14 protein-coding genes are annotated in these 14,626 nt (G+C 71.5%); 8 read left to right on the forward strand and 6 right to left on the reverse strand.

What is annotated here, in order from left to right:
- The first annotated feature begins 162 nt into the window (after positions 1-162).
- Positions 163-1,377 carry a hypothetical protein gene (locus PGH47_RS12590; RefSeq protein WP_271663495.1) on the forward strand — a complete coding sequence of 405 codons (1,215 nt, stop codon included), beginning with the start codon at positions 163-165 and terminating at the stop codon, positions 1,375-1,377.
- 95 nt (positions 1,378-1,472) lie between these two features.
- A complete protein-coding gene (locus PGH47_RS12595; protein WP_271663496.1) occupies positions 1,473-1,637 on the forward strand; it encodes a hypothetical protein in 165 nt (54 codons plus the stop codon).
- A gap of 55 nt (positions 1,638-1,692) precedes the next feature.
- On the opposite strand, the gene PGH47_RS12600 is transcribed toward PGH47_RS12595, so the two are convergent.
- Genes PGH47_RS12600 through PGH47_RS12610 form a run of 3 tightly spaced genes read right to left on the reverse strand, consistent with a single transcriptional unit; the run spans position 1,693 to position 4,607 of the window.
- Positions 1,693-2,631, reverse strand: a complete 939-nt coding sequence (locus PGH47_RS12600) for a 3-oxoacyl-ACP reductase (RefSeq protein ID WP_271663497.1) — start codon at positions 2,629-2,631, stop codon at positions 1,693-1,695.
- Positions 2,632-2,643: 12 nt separating this feature from the next.
- Positions 2,644-3,720 (reverse strand): Zn-dependent alcohol dehydrogenase, encoded by a 1,077-nt coding sequence (locus PGH47_RS12605; RefSeq protein ID WP_271663498.1) that lies wholly within the window; start codon positions 3,718-3,720, stop codon positions 2,644-2,646.
- 29 nt (positions 3,721-3,749) lie between these two features.
- A complete protein-coding gene (locus PGH47_RS12610) occupies positions 3,750-4,607 on the reverse strand; it encodes a MaoC/PaaZ C-terminal domain-containing protein (protein ID WP_107906852.1) in 858 nt (285 codons plus the stop codon).
- A gap of 303 nt (positions 4,608-4,910) precedes the next feature.
- On the opposite strand from PGH47_RS12610, the gene PGH47_RS12615 reads away from it, so the two are divergent.
- Both PGH47_RS12615 and PGH47_RS12620 read left to right on the forward strand, forming a co-directional pair.
- Positions 4,911-6,104: a sensor histidine kinase gene (locus PGH47_RS12615; protein WP_271663499.1), complete on the forward strand. Its 1,194-nt coding sequence runs from the start codon at positions 4,911-4,913 to the stop codon at positions 6,102-6,104.
- Between the two features lie 347 nt (positions 6,105-6,451).
- Complete coding sequence (locus PGH47_RS12620) at positions 6,452-7,084, forward strand: response regulator transcription factor (RefSeq protein WP_107907366.1); 633 nt, start codon at positions 6,452-6,454, stop codon at positions 7,082-7,084.
- A 62-nt stretch (positions 7,085-7,146) separates the two neighbouring features.
- Here PGH47_RS12620 and PGH47_RS12625 read toward each other — a convergent pair whose 3' ends face one another.
- The 3 genes from PGH47_RS12625 to PGH47_RS12635 form a co-directional block, all read right to left on the reverse strand.
- Positions 7,147-7,986 (reverse strand): hypothetical protein, encoded by an 840-nt coding sequence (locus PGH47_RS12625; RefSeq protein ID WP_271663500.1) that lies wholly within the window; start codon positions 7,984-7,986, stop codon positions 7,147-7,149.
- Positions 7,983-8,525, reverse strand: a complete 543-nt coding sequence (locus tag PGH47_RS12630) for a SigE family RNA polymerase sigma factor (RefSeq protein ID WP_271663501.1) — start codon at positions 8,523-8,525, stop codon at positions 7,983-7,985. Before PGH47_RS12630 ends, PGH47_RS12625 begins: the two co-directional genes overlap by 4 nt.
- Positions 8,526-8,589: 64 nt before the next feature.
- Positions 8,590-10,053 (reverse strand): MFS transporter, encoded by a 1,464-nt coding sequence (locus tag PGH47_RS12635; RefSeq protein ID WP_443048483.1) that lies wholly within the window; start codon positions 10,051-10,053, stop codon positions 8,590-8,592.
- 212 nt (positions 10,054-10,265) lie between these two features.
- Here PGH47_RS12635 and PGH47_RS12640 point away from each other — a divergent pair, with 212 nt between their 5' ends.
- From PGH47_RS12640 to PGH47_RS12655, 4 genes are all read left to right on the forward strand, one after another.
- A complete protein-coding gene (locus tag PGH47_RS12640) occupies positions 10,266-12,026 on the forward strand; it encodes an MFS transporter (RefSeq protein ID WP_271663503.1) in 1,761 nt (586 codons plus the stop codon).
- Between the two features lie 123 nt (positions 12,027-12,149).
- Positions 12,150-12,800: a class I SAM-dependent methyltransferase gene (locus tag PGH47_RS12645; protein ID WP_271663504.1), complete on the forward strand. Its 651-nt coding sequence runs from the start codon at positions 12,150-12,152 to the stop codon at positions 12,798-12,800.
- Positions 12,801-12,864: 64 nt separating this feature from the next.
- A complete protein-coding gene (locus PGH47_RS12650) occupies positions 12,865-13,818 on the forward strand; it encodes an N-acetylmuramoyl-L-alanine amidase (RefSeq protein WP_271663505.1) in 954 nt (317 codons plus the stop codon).
- Positions 13,819-13,996: 178 nt separating this feature from the next.
- Positions 13,997-14,473, forward strand: coding sequence for a hypothetical protein (locus PGH47_RS12655; RefSeq protein WP_271663506.1), 477 nt, complete (start codon positions 13,997-13,999; stop codon positions 14,471-14,473).
- Positions 14,474-14,626: the final 153 nt, after the last annotated feature.

Here is a 14,626-nt window from a genome sequence, read left to right on the forward strand (position 1 = left end):
CCCGCCGGCCGGCCCCTGCGCACGGGCCGCTCCGCTCAGCACACACCCTCTGGTTTCCTCAGGCGAATCGTTCCTCTGCCATCCCTTTGTGTGAAGCGGAACGTCCCCGGTCCCACGCCTGTGCGTGCGAAAACTAGCTTCGTCACCGGAGGTGACCGGACCATGACGGCCAGTGCGTCCCCTGAGCTCTCGACCGCGTTCGAGGAGGAGGGATCCCCACCGCCCGTGGCGGAGGACGAGGGCGGCGACGCGCCTCGTACGGAGTGCACCATCGCGGCGGACGGTTCCTACGCCGCCCGTCTCGCCCTCGACGGCGACTGCTGGTTCCCGGAGCGCTGGACCCTGGACGGCCCCGAGCCGTACGCGGTGCCGCTGCCCTCGCATCAGCCGGAGGAGCCCGGCACCGAGGTGCAGCCGATGGGCGACGGGCGGGTCCTCATCCGCCGCCCGACCGACGGCCGGCACGTCTTCTCGCTGCTGTATCCGACCGGGCCCGGCACGGGCGAGCTCGCGCTCGGCGCGGTCCAGTGCCCGCAGGAGGGGACCCGGCTGCGGTTGCTGCCGCCGGCGCCGGGCGGCGACAAGGCGTACGCCCTCGCGGTGGGCCGGAGCTCCAGCACGGTGTGGCTGGTGGCGGGCGGCGCCTTCGGGCCGGAGCACGTGGCGCGGATCCCGGGGCGCTGTTCGGGCGGGGTGTGGCTGGACCGGGAGGGGCGGATGCTGGCCCTCGACCGGGAGTCGGAGGGCCGTACCAAGGCCGTGGTGGTCGATCTGGAGCGGGGCGGCGAGGTGTCGCCGCTGTTGCAGATCACGGCCGACAGCGACGACCGGGTGCTGCTCGCCGACCCGGACAGCGGGCTGCTGCTGATCCGCTCGGACGCGCCCTCGCCCGGGCAGGAACGGTTGGGCTGGGGGGTGCTGGGCAGCACCCTGCCGGTGCGCTTCCCGGAGTGCCTGCGGATGCCGGAGTGCGTGGTGACGCCGTTCGCGATCCAGCCGGGGCAGGTGCTTACGCCGGAGAGCTGCGGGGTGGCGCTGCGCATCGACGGGCCGCTCGCAAGCTGGGTCGCGGTGTGGCGGCCCGCCGAGCGGCAGCTGCGGCATCTCGCGGCGCCCGAGGGGTGGCTGGCGGGTGCCGGGCTGTGGACGCGGGAGGGGGTGCTGCAACTGCCGTACGCCACCGAGGAGGTGCCGTGCGGGGTGGCCCGGGTGGAGGCTGCGGGGGTGAGGGGCGCCGTGGACGCGGAGCCGGGGACGGCGTCGGCGGCGGCGGAATCGGCCGCTTCTACGGGCGCGGAAACGGACCCTCCGGGTCCCGTCGCACCCCGGCCCGTTCCGTTGCAGCAAGCGCCGTTGGGCGGTCTTGTAACGAAGTAGTGCCGGTTGGCGTGGCCGCCTGGATTCGGCCCGTGGTGGGCCGGTTAAACTCGCCCGGCTGTTAGAAGGATCATGTTTACGGGGTGAGTTTTCCGATGAGCAACGCCAGCACGACCCAGCCGGGGCCGGCCGACGTTCACGACGTACAGAAGGTCTCCGGTCACGGCAGGCACCGTGGTCAGATCTCGGCCCAGGAAGGCGAGACGGCCCCCCGCGGCCGTCACCGCAAGCCGGCCGAGGAGAGCGAGACGGCAGTCTGACGCTGACGCCGCTCGGCCCCGCCCCCGGCATGAGGGGGCGGGGCCGTTCGCGTACCTAGGTCCTTTTCAGTCCGAGGACTTCCGCCGCCGCGAACGTCTCCCCCGCCGGCTGCTGCGCGTAGTGCGCGGTCAGCAGCGCGTCGAGCTCGTCGTAGGTGAAGGTGTCCTGCTTGCTGTCGAACTTGGCGGCCACCCTCGGCCGTTCGACGACGGCGACCATGCCGCCGTGCACGACGAGCAGTTGCCCGTTGACGCGCGCGGCTGCCGGGGACGCCAGGTAGCCGACGAGCGGGGCGACATGCTCGGGGGCGAGCGGGTCGAGCCCGCCCTCGGGCCGCTCCAGGCCCGCGAAGACGTCCTCGGTCATCCGGGTGCGGGCGCGCGGGCAGATGGCGTTGGCGGTGACGCCGTACTTGGCGAGCGCGAGGGCGGTGGAGGTGGTGAGGCCGACGATGCCGCCCTTGGCCGCCGCGTAGTTGGGCTGCCCGGCGGATCCGGCGAGGAACGCCTCCGAGGAGGTGTTCACGATCCGCCCGTACACCGCCCCTCCCGCCGCCTTGGAGCGCTCGCGCCAGTGCGCGGCGGCGAAGTGGGTCGTGTTGAAGTGGCCCTTGAGGTGGACCCGGATCACCGAGTCCCACTCATCCTCGGTCATGGAGAAGACCATGCGGTCACGCAGGATGCCCGCGTTGTTGACGAGGACGTCCAGCTTCCCGAACTCGGCGATGGCCAGCCGGATCAGTTCCCCGGCCTGCCGGAAGTCCGCCACGTCGCCGGTGTGCGACAGCGCCTTCCCGCCCGCCGCGCGGATCTCGGCGGCGACCTCCTCGGCGGGTCCCGCAGATGCCTCGCCGGAACCGTCCCGGCCCGGCTGCCCGAAGTCGTTGACGACCACGGCGGCGCCGAGCCGGGCGAGTTCGAGCGCCTCGGCCCGGCCCAGGCCCCGGCCGGCACCGGTCACGACAGCGGACAGCCCTTCCAGTGGCAACGACACGAAATACCCCCGTCAGATCTCGATGCAGGTACGCAGCGCGGCGCCCGTGCGCATCTGGTCCAGGGCCTCGTTGATCTCGGCCAGCGGCACGCGGTGGGTGATCAGGCCGTCCAGGTCGATACGGCCCGCGCGCCACAGCGCGATCGTCCGCTCGTAGGAACGCAGCACGTCGCCGCCGCCGTACATGGACGGCAGGATGCGCTTCTCGTCGAAGAACAGCTCGAACATGTTGAGCTGAAGGAAGTCGTCCATGGCGCCGGCGCCCACGACGACGAGGGTGCCGCCGCGCCGGGTGTTCTCGTAGGCCGTGCGGGCGGTGGCGGACCGGCCGACGACCTCGAAGACGTAGTCGAAGCCCTCGCCGGCGGTGACCTGCTGCTTGGCGTCGGCCAGCTCGTCCGGGGAGACGGCCCTGGTGGCGCCGAACTTGAGGGCGGCCTCGCGGCGGGAGGCGACCGGGTCGACGGCGACGATCTCGGCGGCGCCCCTGAGCCTGGCGCCCTGGATCGCCGAGATGCCGACGCCCCCGCAGCCGATGACGGCGACCGACGAACCGGCCTCCAGATCGGCGGTGTTGAGGGCCGCACCGAGCCCGGTGGTGACGCCGCAGCCGATCAGGGCCGCGATGTCGAAGGGCACGTCGTCGGGGATCGGCACCGCGCAGCCCGCGTCGACCACGACCTCCTCGGTGAAGGTGCCGGTGCCGGCGAAGCCGAACAGGTCACCGCCGGGGCGCTTGAAGTTGGGGGTGCCGGCGTTCATGAACCCGGCCAGGCACAGCTCGGTCTGGCCGCGCTTGCACGCGGGGCAGGCTCCGCAGGCGGGCAGCCAGCACAGCACGACCCGGTCGCCCGGCTTGAGGTTCCGTACGCCTTCCCCGACGTCGAGGATCTCGCCCGCGCCCTCGTGTCCGGGCACGAACGGGGCGGGCTGGGGCAGGACGCCGTTCATCGCGGACAGGTCGGAGTGACACAGTCCGGTGGCCCGCACCCGGACCCGCACCTTCCCGGGGCCAAAGCCCACCGCCTCGACGTCGTCGAGGACCTCCAGCTTGTCCTGGCCGATCTCGTGCAGTACGGCTGCGCGCATGGTGCGGCTCCCCTCCAGGGCGTTCGGGCTCAGGTGTGTTCGACGACGGTGTCGGCGAGGACGGGCGCGTCGTCCCGCTCTACCGCGCTCACGGCGACCCGCACGGAGCCCTCGCCGGGCCACATGCGGATCCGCAGGGTCTCCCCCGGGTACACGACCCCGGCGAACCGGGTGACGTAGGAGCGCACCCGGGTCACATCGCCGCCGAGCAGCGTGTCGACGACCGCCTTGAGGGTCATGCCGTAGGTGCACAGACCGTGCAGGATGGGCCGCTCGAAACCGGCGACCTTGGCGAACTCCGGGTCGGCGTGCAGCGGGTTCCAGTCGCCGGAGAGGCGGTAGAGCAGGGCCTGGTCCTCGCGCACGGAGCGCTCCACGGTCCGGTCCGGATCGCCGGCGGGGGGTTCGAGGCGGGCCGAGGGACCCCGGTCGCCGCCCCAGCCGCCCTCGCCCTTGATGAAGATCTGGGAGTCGTTCGTCCACAACGGCCCGTCGGTGTCCGCCACTTCGGTGCGCAGCACCAGCACGGCCGCCTTGCCCTTGTCGTAGACGGCGGCGATCCGGTTGGTCGCGGTGGCGGTGCCCGTCGCGGGGATGGGCCGGTGCAGCACGATGCTCTGGCCGCCGTGCAGGACGCGGGCGAGGTCGACCTCGATGCCCGGCATGGACAGGCCGCTGATCACGCCGGGCGATCCGGAGCCGGCGACGGTGGCGAAGCTCGGCAGGACGTGCAGCCGGGACTCCAGGGTGTACCGCAGTTCGTCGGGGTCGGTGGCGGGCAGGCCGGCGCCGATGCCGAGGTGGTAGAGCTGGACGTCCTTGGAGTTCCAGGAGATCTCGCCGGTCCGGGGTTCGGCGGCGAGGGCCTTGGCTGCGTCGATGGGCATACGGCTCCTGACATTGGCGGAGTTCCTGCGAGCGGCGGAGCAAGACCTCGGTACGGCCGTCCGCACCGTCGGCCGCACCGAGGTCGTCACGGGCCGTTCTAGAACGCGTTCCAGTCCGGCGACCTCTGTATAGCCGAGCGCACCGCAGTTGTGAAGGCTCCTGACGCGGCATCAGATCGGGTTCGCCGGATCGGCGTGGCGGTGACATTTGTCCTGCCGTATCGCGTACGGCCGCCACTGCCGCGCGGCGGCCCGGGTCCGTACCGTCGGTGTCATCGGTTCTCATCCGACAGGGGGCAGGGCATGGCCTGGTTGCGCAAGACCCGCGGGAGCTCGTGCGAGACGTTCAGGGACGAGCGGAGCCCCAACGGCTTCAGTCTGCTGCCCTGGCTGCTGATGGGCATGGGCGCCTTCTCCAACCTGTTCCAGGGGGAGACCCCGGACCCGTGGATCGGCGGGCTCGGGCTGCTCACCTTCAACTCGCTCTACGTCTACGTGTCGTTCCGCTCCTTCGTGAAGGAGACGCGCGAGGCGACCTCGACCCGGGTGGCACTGGCGCTGCTGGGCCTGGTCACCTGCGCGCTGGCGCTGGCGTACGGCGGCAACTGGCTGCTGTTCTTCCCGCTGCTCGGGCTGGCCACGGGCGCGGCCGTGCGGATGCCTCAGCTTCGTCCGGTCGGTCTGGTCGTGGGGGTGCTGGCCGGCGGAGTCTCCGTGTTCCACGACGGCTGGGGCGGCCTCGACATCGCCTACGCCACCTGGATCTCGACGATGGTGACGGCGGCGATCCTGTCCCTGTCCGAGGCGGTACGGCAGCTGCGCACGGCCCGCGAGGAGCTGGCCCGGCGTGCGGTGGAGGAGGAGCGGCTGCGGTTCTCCCGGGATCTGCACGACCTGCTCGGCCACACGCTGTCGGTGATCGTGGTGAAGTCGGAGGCGGCGCGGCGGCTCGCCGAGGGGGATGTGGCGGCGGCGCAGGCCCAGCTCAACGACATCGAGGCGGTCGGGCGGCAGGCGCTGACCGAGATCCGCGAGGCCGTCACGGGGTACCGGCAGGGCACCTTGCGCGACGAGCTGGACCGTGCGGTGTCGGCCCTGCGGGCCGCCGGCATCGAGCCCGTCGTACGCCGCTCGGGGCCGCCGCTGGTGCCGCAGACCGAGGCCCTGTTGGGGTGGGTGGTGCGGGAGGCGGTCACGAACGTCGTCCGGCACAGTGCCGCTGCGCGGTGCGAGATCGTCGTGGCGGGCAGTGGTGGGGAGCGGGTCCGGCTGACAGTGACGGACGACGGGGGTGGCGGGGAGCAGGCCGTGCCGCCGGGGGCCGTCGGCGGCACGGGTCTGAAGGGGCTGACGGAGCGGCTGTCCACGGCCGGGGGCACGCTGACGGCAGGGCGTGGGCCGCGTCAGGGGTTCGTGGTGACGGCGGAATTGCCGGTGGAGGCGCGGGGGTTGGTGGCGGAGCGGGTCGAGGTGGGTGTGGGCAGTCCGGTGGGTTGAGTTCGCCGAAGGACGGCTGGGGTTGCGCGGCCATGGCGACTGCGGGTGGGTGGGGGCTGGTCGCGCAGTTCCCCGCGCCCCTCAGGTGGGCTGCTGTGCCGCCAGATTTGCCGCGCCGCTCAGGTGGGCTGCTGTGCCGCCAGATTTGCCGCGCCGCTCGGGTGGGCTGCGCCGCCTCGTCCCGCCGGCCTGCGCGGGCGGCCTCGGTCTGACCGGCGGAGGCGATCCGCACGGCGTCCGGGAGCCGTCGTGCAGGAGGACCTCGGCGGTCCTGGGCGGGTAGGTCGGACAGCTGCGGGGGAGGTCCTGATCAGCCTCGTGCGTCCTACGCTTGGCCCGTGAACGAGATGCCGCGGGACCATCGGCCCACCAAGTCCATTCGGGTTCTGCTGGCCGAGGACCAGGGGATGATGCGCGGAGCTCTCGCCTTACTGCTCGGGATGGAGCCGGACATCACGGTCGTGGCGCAGGTCTCGGCCGGTGACACCATCGTGGACGCCGCTCTCACCCACCGCCCCGACGTCGCCCTTCTCGACATCGAACTCCCCGGTCTCAGCGGCCTCGACGCCGCGGCAGAGCTGCGCGACCAGGTCCCCGACTGCCGGGTGCTGATCCTGACGACGTTCGGCCGCCCCGGCTATCTGCGCCGGGCCATGGAAGCGGGCGCCGCCGGTTTCCTGGTCAAGGACGGCCCCGTGGAGGAACTCGCCGTCGCCGTACGCCGGGTGCTCACCGGTGAGACGGTGATCGACCCCGCCCTCGCCGCGGCCGCCCTGAGCGCCGGCCCCAATCCGCTCACCGCCCGTGAACGCGACGTCCTCAACGCCTCGACGGAGGGCGCGACGGTCGCCGACATCGCCGGCAAGCTCCATCTGTCCGAGTCCACCGTCCGCAACTACCTCTCCTCCGCCATCGGCAAGACGGGCACCCGCAACCGGATGGAGGCCCTGCGGGAGGCCCGCCAGCAGGGGTGGCTCTGACCCCGGGAGCCGCCCCTGCCGGCGAGCCGAGTCGAGCCGCTCCCCCTACTCGGCACCGCCGCCTACCTCGTCACCGCCACCGACTTGTACTCAGTCCCCTTGGGGGCGAGGCACACGAACCAGTTCACCGGGGAGCCGTCCGCCGGGCGGATCACGAAGTCGTCGCTGTTGTAGTCACCCGCCTCGGACACCACGGGGACCTCGGTCTTCGAGCCGTCCTGCCAGGTGCAGGTGACGCTGCGGGCGGTCACGGCGACCTGGCCGACGACCAGACGCTCCGGGCCGCTCTCGGAACCCGGCTCCAGAGGTACCGAGACGGCCTCGATGTCCTTGCCGGACATGTTGTCCTCGGCGGTGAAGGTGTCCTCGATCAGCACCTGGTCGCTCGTCGCGTCCCCGTATTCGCGCCGCACGAAGTACGAGCTCCGGCCGATCAGGTCGGAGGCCTCGCGCAGGTCCGACGGGATGTGCCCGAACTCGGCCATCGCGCCGCGCTCCTCCCGTGCCTCGCGCTCGTTGCGCGGTGCCTCCCAGACGTCGAGGTACACCCGCCAGTCCTTGCCGGCGTCGGTCCCCAGCGCTAGCAGGGTCCGCGCGGGTGTGCGCACGTCCGGAGCCGGTTCGGTGGGCGGGCTGGTCGCCACCGAGGCGCCCCGGTCGCCGTCCCCGCCCGGGATGCCCGCCACCGCGAGCGTGCCCGCCGAGCCCACCAGCACCAGGGCCGTCGCCGTGGCCACGGCCCAGCGGCGGGCCCTGCGGCGGCGGCCGCCCCGAAGGACCGCGTCGTAGGGGGCTATACCGATCTCGACCTCGTCCGCGGCGTCGGCCAGCAGCAGGGCGATGTCCGTGTTGGTCATGTCGTGGCTGGTCATGCCGTGGTTCGTCTCCCGGTCCGCGCTCATCGGCTGCGTCCTCCCTGCGTCACCGTCTCGGCCAGTCCCGGTATGGCGCGGAGTTTCGCGATCCCCTTGGCCGCGTTGCTCTTCACCGCGCCGACGGAACAGCCCATCGCCTCCGCCGTCTGTGTCTCGGTCAGGTCCTCCCAATAGCGCAGGACCACCGCCTCCCGCTGCCGTGGCGGCAGTTGGGCCAGCGCCGAGAGCAGCGCGTCGCGGTCCTCGGCCTGGGCGATGCGGTCGCCGGTGTCCGGCACCTCGCGCGCCAGTCCCGAGTCGTCCTTGGGCGCCAGGAACTCCCTGAGCCTTCTGCGGTGCTTGCGTGCGTGCGCGTTGATCATCACGCGCCGTACATAAGCCTCCGGGTCGTCGGCCGAGCCGACCCTGCGCCAGGCCACATAGACCTGTTCGAGCGTCGACTGGACCAGGTCCTCCGCGGCGTGCTGTTCCCCCGTGAGGAGAAATGCCGTCCGCAGCAGGCGTGGCCAGCGGCCGATGACAAAGCTCTGGAACTCCGAGTCCCGAGCCGCCTTGCGATCCCCCATGGGCACCTCCCTAGATATTCAAAGGAGTCCATGGAGCCCCCGGATCGTTGCCTCGGATGTCGCCTCAGTTCGCGGAGGAGGTCGAGGAGGTCACGGAAGAGGGCTGGGGCGAGGCCGCGGCGGTCTTCCTCGGCAGCCACACCAGCATCAGCACCGCCCCCACCAGCAGCACCGCGGTCGACGTACGGAACACCAGCGCGTACCCCTCGGTCAGCGCCCCCGGCGCCCCGCTCCCCTCAGAACGGGCCGCCGCGATCGTCGACATGACCGCGAGCCCCAGGGAACCACCCATCGTGCGGGAGGTGTTGACCAGCCCCGACACCAGTCCCGCCTCCTCCGGCCGCGCCCCGGACATGGCCAGGGACGCGAGCGGGGGCGTCGCCAGGCCCGCGCCCAGCATCATCAGGATCCCCGGCACCATGATCGAGGTGATGTATCCGCCGTCGACGCTCAGCATCGACTGCCAGCCGAAGCCGACGGCCGCCACCAGCGTCCCCGCCACCGCCACGGCGCGCGGCCCGGCCCCTCGCATGAGCCGCGGCGCGAGCTTGGAACCGAGGACCACCGCCAGCGAGCTCGGCGCCAGTGCCAGACCGGCCTCCAGCGGGGTGTAGTGGAGCACGTTCTGGGAGTACAGGGTCATGAAGAACCACATGCAGAACATCGCCGACCCGCACAGGAACATCGCCGCGTTCGCCGACGCCACCGCCCGCACCCGGAGCAGCCCGAGCGGCATCAGCGGGGCCGCCGTACGCGCCTCGACGGCGAGGAAGACGCCGATCAGCGCGAGACCGGCGAGCAGCGGCACGACCGTGTCCGGCGCCGTCCAGCCCGCGGCCTCGGTCTGTGAGATGCCGAACGCCAGGGTCGCGAGCCCGGCCGTCACCAGCACGGCTCCCGGGAGATCCAGCCGCCGCCCCTCCCCCGCCCGGCTCTCCGCCAGCCAGAGCACCGCCCCGGCCAGCACGACCGCACCCACCGGCACATTGATCAGCAGGACCCAGCGCCAGGACAGCAGGTCCACCAGGACCCCGCCGACCAGCCCGCCCGCGGCACCGCCGCCCGCGCCGACGGCGGTCCACGTCCCTATCGCCCGCGCCCGGGCCGCCCCCTCCGGCACCGCCGCCGTCACGATCGTCAGCGTCGAGGGCGCCAGCACCGCCGCGCCCAGCCCCTGCACGCCCCGCGCGGCCAGCAGCTGCCAGTCCTGCTGGGCCAGCCCGCCGGCCAGCGAGGCCAGGGTGAACAGGCCGAGCCCGACGAGGAACATCCGCTTGCGGCCGTACAGGTCCCCGGCCCGCCCGCCCAGCAGCATGAACCCGGCGAAGGCGATGGCGTAGGCGTTCACCACCCACTGCAGGCCCTGCGCGTCCAATCCCAGATCGGCCCGCATCGACGGCAGCGCCACGTTCACGACGGCCACGTCGAGCACGACGAGGAACTGTCCGGCGCACGCGAGCGCCACCACCAGCCAGGTGGGAGGCGCGGATCGGCGAGGGGCACGGGTGACGTCGGCGGCATCGAGCATGGGTGTCATGCTCTCAACGACCGACGCTCCTGGCATCAGGAATTCGGCCTAGGCCCGGCCCCGGTGGACCTAGGACCACGTCCTCGGCACGGGAACAGACCCCGGCACCGGGACCGGCCCGATCCAGCCCGTTCCCCAAGAGAAGGTCAAGAATTCGTTAGTGACCCAAAGCATCGGAATAGTTGCCCAGGCAGACGGAGTTCGGTGTACACATGACACGAACGACGAACGAACAGCCCATGGGCAGAGCGGACACCGGCACCCCGGGCCCCTCCGGCGCCCTTGTCCCGGTCCTCGCCTTCGCGGGCATCGTTGTCGCGGTGATGCAGACCCTGCTCGTCCCGGTCATCAAGGACCTGCCGCAACTGCTCGGCACCGAGCCCAGCAACGCCACCTGGGTCCTGACCTCCACCCTGCTCTCGGGCGCCGTGGCCACCCCGATCATGGGCCGCCTCGGTGACCTGTACGGCAAGCGGCGCATGCTGATAGCCAGCCTGTCGGTGATGGTCGTCGGCGCCCTGATCAGCGCGTTCACCAGCGCCCTCCTCCCCATGATCGTCGGCCGTACCCTCCAGGGCTTCGCCATGGGCGCGATCCCGCTCGGCATCGGCCTGATGCGCGACATGCTGCCCCGCGAGAAGCTCGGCTCGGCGATGGCGCTGATGAGCTCCTCGATCGGCGTCGGCGGCGGCCTCGCACTGCCCGCCGCGGCCCTGGTCGCCCAGCACACCAACTGGCACGCCCTCTTCTACGGCGCCGCCGGCCTCGGTGTCCTGTCCATCGCCCTCACCCTCCTCGTCGTACCGGAGTCCAAGGTCCGCGCGGAAGGCACCTTCGACGGCCTCGGCGCGCTCGGCCTCTCCGTCGGCCTCGTCCTCTTCCTCCTGCCGATCACCAAGGGCAGCGACTGGGGCTGGACGTCGGCCACCACCCTCGGCATGTTCGCCGGCTCGGCGGCCGTCCTGCTCCTGTGGGGCGTCTACGAGCTGCGCTCGAAGGCCCCGCTGGTCGACCTGCGCACCACCGCCCGCCCGGCCGTCCTCTTCACCAACCTCGCGTCGATCATGGTCGGCGTCAGCTTCTACGTCGTCTCCCTGGTTCTGCCCCAGCTGCTCCAGCTGCCGAAGGAGACCGGCTACGGCCTCGGCCAGTCGATGGTCGTCGCGGGCCTGCTCGTCGCCCCGCTCGGCCTGACGATGATGTTCACGGCCCCCGTCTACGCCCGGCTCTCGGCGAAGTACGGCCCCAAGACCACGCTGATCCTCGGCATGCTGATCATCGCGATCGGCTACGGCGCCGGCCTCGGCCTGATGAGCGCCGCCTGGCAGAGCCTGGTCATCGCGGTGGTCCTCGGCGCGGGCATCGGCCTCGCCTACTCCTCCCTGCCCGCCCTGATCATCGGCGCGGTCCCCGCCTCCGAGACGGGCGCGGCGAACGGCCTCAACACCCTGATGCGTTCCATCGGTACGTCGGTCTCCAGCGCCGTCATCGGCATGGTCCTGGCCAACACCGCGAACAACGTCGGCGGCGTGGCCATCCCGACCATGCACGGCTTCCGCGTCTCCTTCCTGATCGCGACCGCCGCCGTCGCCGTCGGCCTCCTCCTCGCCCTCTTCCTGCCGAAGCAGCGCCCGGCCGCCCACACGCAGCTGCGCGCCAGCAGCGAGGAGGACGCCAACCTGGAGCGCGCCGAGGAAGCCCTGCGCAGCTTCCGGGGCCGGGTCCTGGACGCCGGGGGCACCCCGGTCGCCCGCGCCAAGGTCACCCTGATCGACCGCCGGGGCCGCCAGGCCGGCGCCACCCTCTCCGCCGACGACGGCAGCTACGCCCTCGCCGTCCCCGCCCAGGGCGCCTACGTCCTGGCCGCGCGGGCCGACGGCCACGCCCCGCTCGCCTCGTCGGCCACCCACACGGGCGACGACAGTCCGGTCGACCTGGACCTGTCGCTGCCGGGAGAAACGGTCACCGCCTGACGCACCGGCCGCCCGCCCACGCCCCCCGTCGTCCACATGACGGGGGGCGTGGTGCACGATGGGCGCCCGTACGGTCGTACGACCGACCCACCGCCCCGCCCGTGTGCAACCGGAAGGACCCCCATGGCCCCGGCCCCCAAGCCCGAGATCCTGGCCGCGTTCGAGGCCGCGAAGGGCTTCATGCCCACGGGCGAGGGGCTCGCGCTCCATGCGGCGGCGGTCGAGGCCGGCAGCCTCGGGCTGCCCCTCCTGGAGGTCGGCACCTACTGCGGCCGCTCCACGATCCTGCTCGCCGACGCCGCCCGCGAGGCCGGTGTGACAGCTCTCACGGTCGACCACCACCGCGGCAGCGAGGAGCAGCAGCCGGGCTGGGAGTACCACGACCCGGAGACGGTCGACCCGGCGATCGGCCTCATGGACACGCTGCCGACGTTCCGCCGCACCCTGCACGCGGCGGGTCTGGAGGAGCACGCGATCGCCCTGGTCGGCCGTTCCCCGCAGGTCGCGAAGGTCTGGGGCACTCCGCTCGGCCTGGTCTTCATCGACGGCGGCCACACCGACGAGCACGCGAACGCCGACTACGAGGGCTGGGCCCCGCATGTCGCCGAGGACGGCCTGCTGGTCATCCACGACGTGTTCCCGGACCCGGAGGACGAGTTCACGGGCCAGGCCCCGTACCGGGTCTACCTCCGGGCGCTGGAGTCCGGCGCGTTCACGGAGGTGTCGGTGACGGACTCGCTGCGGGTGCTGAAGCGGACGGGCACGGGAATCTGAACCGCGGCGCGGCTCGGCCGTGGCCTTCCCGCGTCGGCCGCGGTCGGCCCGTAAGGTGTCAGGCGTGTCGTACGTAGGTCCGGACTTCGATCCTCCCCAGCCCCGCCGCGGCCGCCGCCGCGTCCTCACCGTGGGCCTCGCCGCGCTGGTGCCCGGGGCGCTGCTCGGCTGGGTGATGTACGAGGCGGTGGGCGGCGACGGAGGCGGCTCCGGCAACGCGGCCGTGCAGCCGTCGCAGGCACCCTCGGACGAGACGCCGACGGACTCCACCACGAGCGACGACAAGCCGCCGGGCCCCACTCCGACGACGGACTCCACGTCAGCGCCGGCCGGCTCCGGCTCCGGCTCTCTCGACGGCAAGGTCGTCGTCATCGACCCGGGCCACAACCCGAACAACTTCCGGCACACGTCCGAGATCAACCGCAAGGTGAACATCGGCACGAACTGGAAGGAGTGCGACACGACGGGTACGTCGACGAACGACGGCTACTCCGAGGCCGAGTTCACACTCGACGTCGCCCATCGCATGCGCACGCTGCTGGAGAAGCAGGGCGCCACGGTCAAGTTCACACAGGACGGCGACCGTTCCTGGGGACCGTGCGTCGACGAGCGGGCCGAGATCGGCAACAAGGCGCACGCCGACGCGGTCGTCTCCATCCACGCCGACGGCGCGGGCTCCGGCCAACGGGGCTTCCACGTCATCCTCCCCGGCAAGGTGGACGAGGGCGCCGCGAACACCGGCCCCATCGTCGCCCCCTCCCGCGCCCTCGGCGAACGCGTCGCGGGCTCCTTCGTCCGCGTCACGGGCAACGCCCCCTCCAACTACATCGGCGGCGGCACCGGTCTCGTCACGCGTAAGGACCTCGGCGGTCTCAATCTGTCAACGGTTCCGAAGGTGTTCATCGAGTGCGGCAACATGCGCGATAGCAAGGACGCGGCACAGCTCACCAGCGGAGCCTGGCGCCAGAAGGCGGCGCAAGGGATCTCTGAGGGAATCGTGAGTTTCCTGGAGAGGTAGTTCAAGCCAGAAATCGTCATGCGCATGCTCAAATACACCTCAAAACGGTTGCAGAAGCACTCCCCCCTTGATCAGCTGTCCTTGACCGAAGGCGATCAATGCCTTCTCTTTCATGACCATGGGGGATCAGTTGAAGCTCCAATCAGTCCAGCGAGGCGCCACCATTGTCGCCTTGTCCATGAGCCTGCTCGGCATGGGCGCCTCAGCACACGCCGCCCCAGGCACGAAGGGCTCCGATTTCGCGAACACGGGGGAGCGCGGCTCCGTAGCAAAGAGGCTGATCAACGTGCGCTCAATCGGAACCAAGTGCGGCAAGGAACCGATCGCGATGGCCTCAGGCCGAGGCAAGATGACGCTGCGCATAGACGAGACCCGATCCAAAGGCACAGTACTCTCGAAGAACATCGAAGCCTCGAAGGGTGTCATCAGCGCTGGCGTCGGCTGGGATGTGACGAAGTCCCGCAGCATCACCGTGAGCGGCTCTAAGGAAGTACCGCGCGGCAAGCATGGGACGTTGACGGCTTACGTGAAGTACTCCGGGAAGAAGTTCGACGTGCAGGCATGGCTCATACCGGAGGACGTAAAGTGGGTCGCTCAGAAGAACAAGACGGCTTATAAGCCGATCGGCGTCTGCTTCAAGTACAGCGAGCGATAGTCGAGTCACGAGCCACGTCCAGCCCTTGGAGAAGCGGCCCGCCGGAGATATCCCGGTGGGCCGCTTCTCGCTGCGGACCCAAGGTTGCAGTCCGCAGCTCAACTCATAGCCACCTTTGAACCGGGTCGGCCGAACTTGATCGAAATAGTAGGC

It is taken from the genome of Streptomyces sp. HUAS 31, from assembly GCF_028198125.1.
Classification (GTDB): domain Bacteria; phylum Actinomycetota; class Actinomycetes; order Streptomycetales; family Streptomycetaceae; genus Streptomyces; species Streptomyces chartreusis.

Bases quoted from the DNA above. Each gene is read 5' to 3' on its own strand.
- PGH47_RS12590 (WP_271663495.1), top strand. From the start codon at position 163: ATGACGGCCAGTGCGTCCCCTGAGCTCTCGACCGCGTTCGAGGAGGAG.
- PGH47_RS12595 (WP_271663496.1), top strand. From the start codon at position 1,473: ATGAGCAACGCCAGCACGACCCAGCCGGGGCCGGCCGACGTTCACGAC.
- PGH47_RS12605 (WP_271663498.1), bottom strand. From the start codon at position 3,720: ATGCGCGCAGCCGTACTGCACGAGATCGGCCAGGACAAGCTGGAGGTC.
- PGH47_RS12610 (WP_107906852.1), bottom strand. From the start codon at position 4,607: ATGCCCATCGACGCAGCCAAGGCCCTCGCCGCCGAACCCCGGACCGGC.
- PGH47_RS12615 (WP_271663499.1), top strand. From the start codon at position 4,911: ATGGCCTGGTTGCGCAAGACCCGCGGGAGCTCGTGCGAGACGTTCAGG.
- PGH47_RS12620 (WP_107907366.1), top strand. From the start codon at position 6,452: ATGCCGCGGGACCATCGGCCCACCAAGTCCATTCGGGTTCTGCTGGCC.
- PGH47_RS12625 (WP_271663500.1), bottom strand. From the start codon at position 7,986: ATGAGCGCGGACCGGGAGACGAACCACGGCATGACCAGCCACGACATG.
- PGH47_RS12630 (WP_271663501.1), bottom strand. From the start codon at position 8,525: ATGGGGGATCGCAAGGCGGCTCGGGACTCGGAGTTCCAGAGCTTTGTC.
- PGH47_RS12635 (WP_443048483.1), bottom strand. From the start codon at position 10,053: ATGCTCGATGCCGCCGACGTCACCCGTGCCCCTCGCCGATCCGCGCCT.
- PGH47_RS12640 (WP_271663503.1), top strand. From the start codon at position 10,266: ATGACACGAACGACGAACGAACAGCCCATGGGCAGAGCGGACACCGGC.
- PGH47_RS12645 (WP_271663504.1), top strand. From the start codon at position 12,150: ATGGCCCCGGCCCCCAAGCCCGAGATCCTGGCCGCGTTCGAGGCCGCG.
- PGH47_RS12655 (WP_271663506.1), top strand. From the start codon at position 13,997: ATGAGCCTGCTCGGCATGGGCGCCTCAGCACACGCCGCCCCAGGCACG.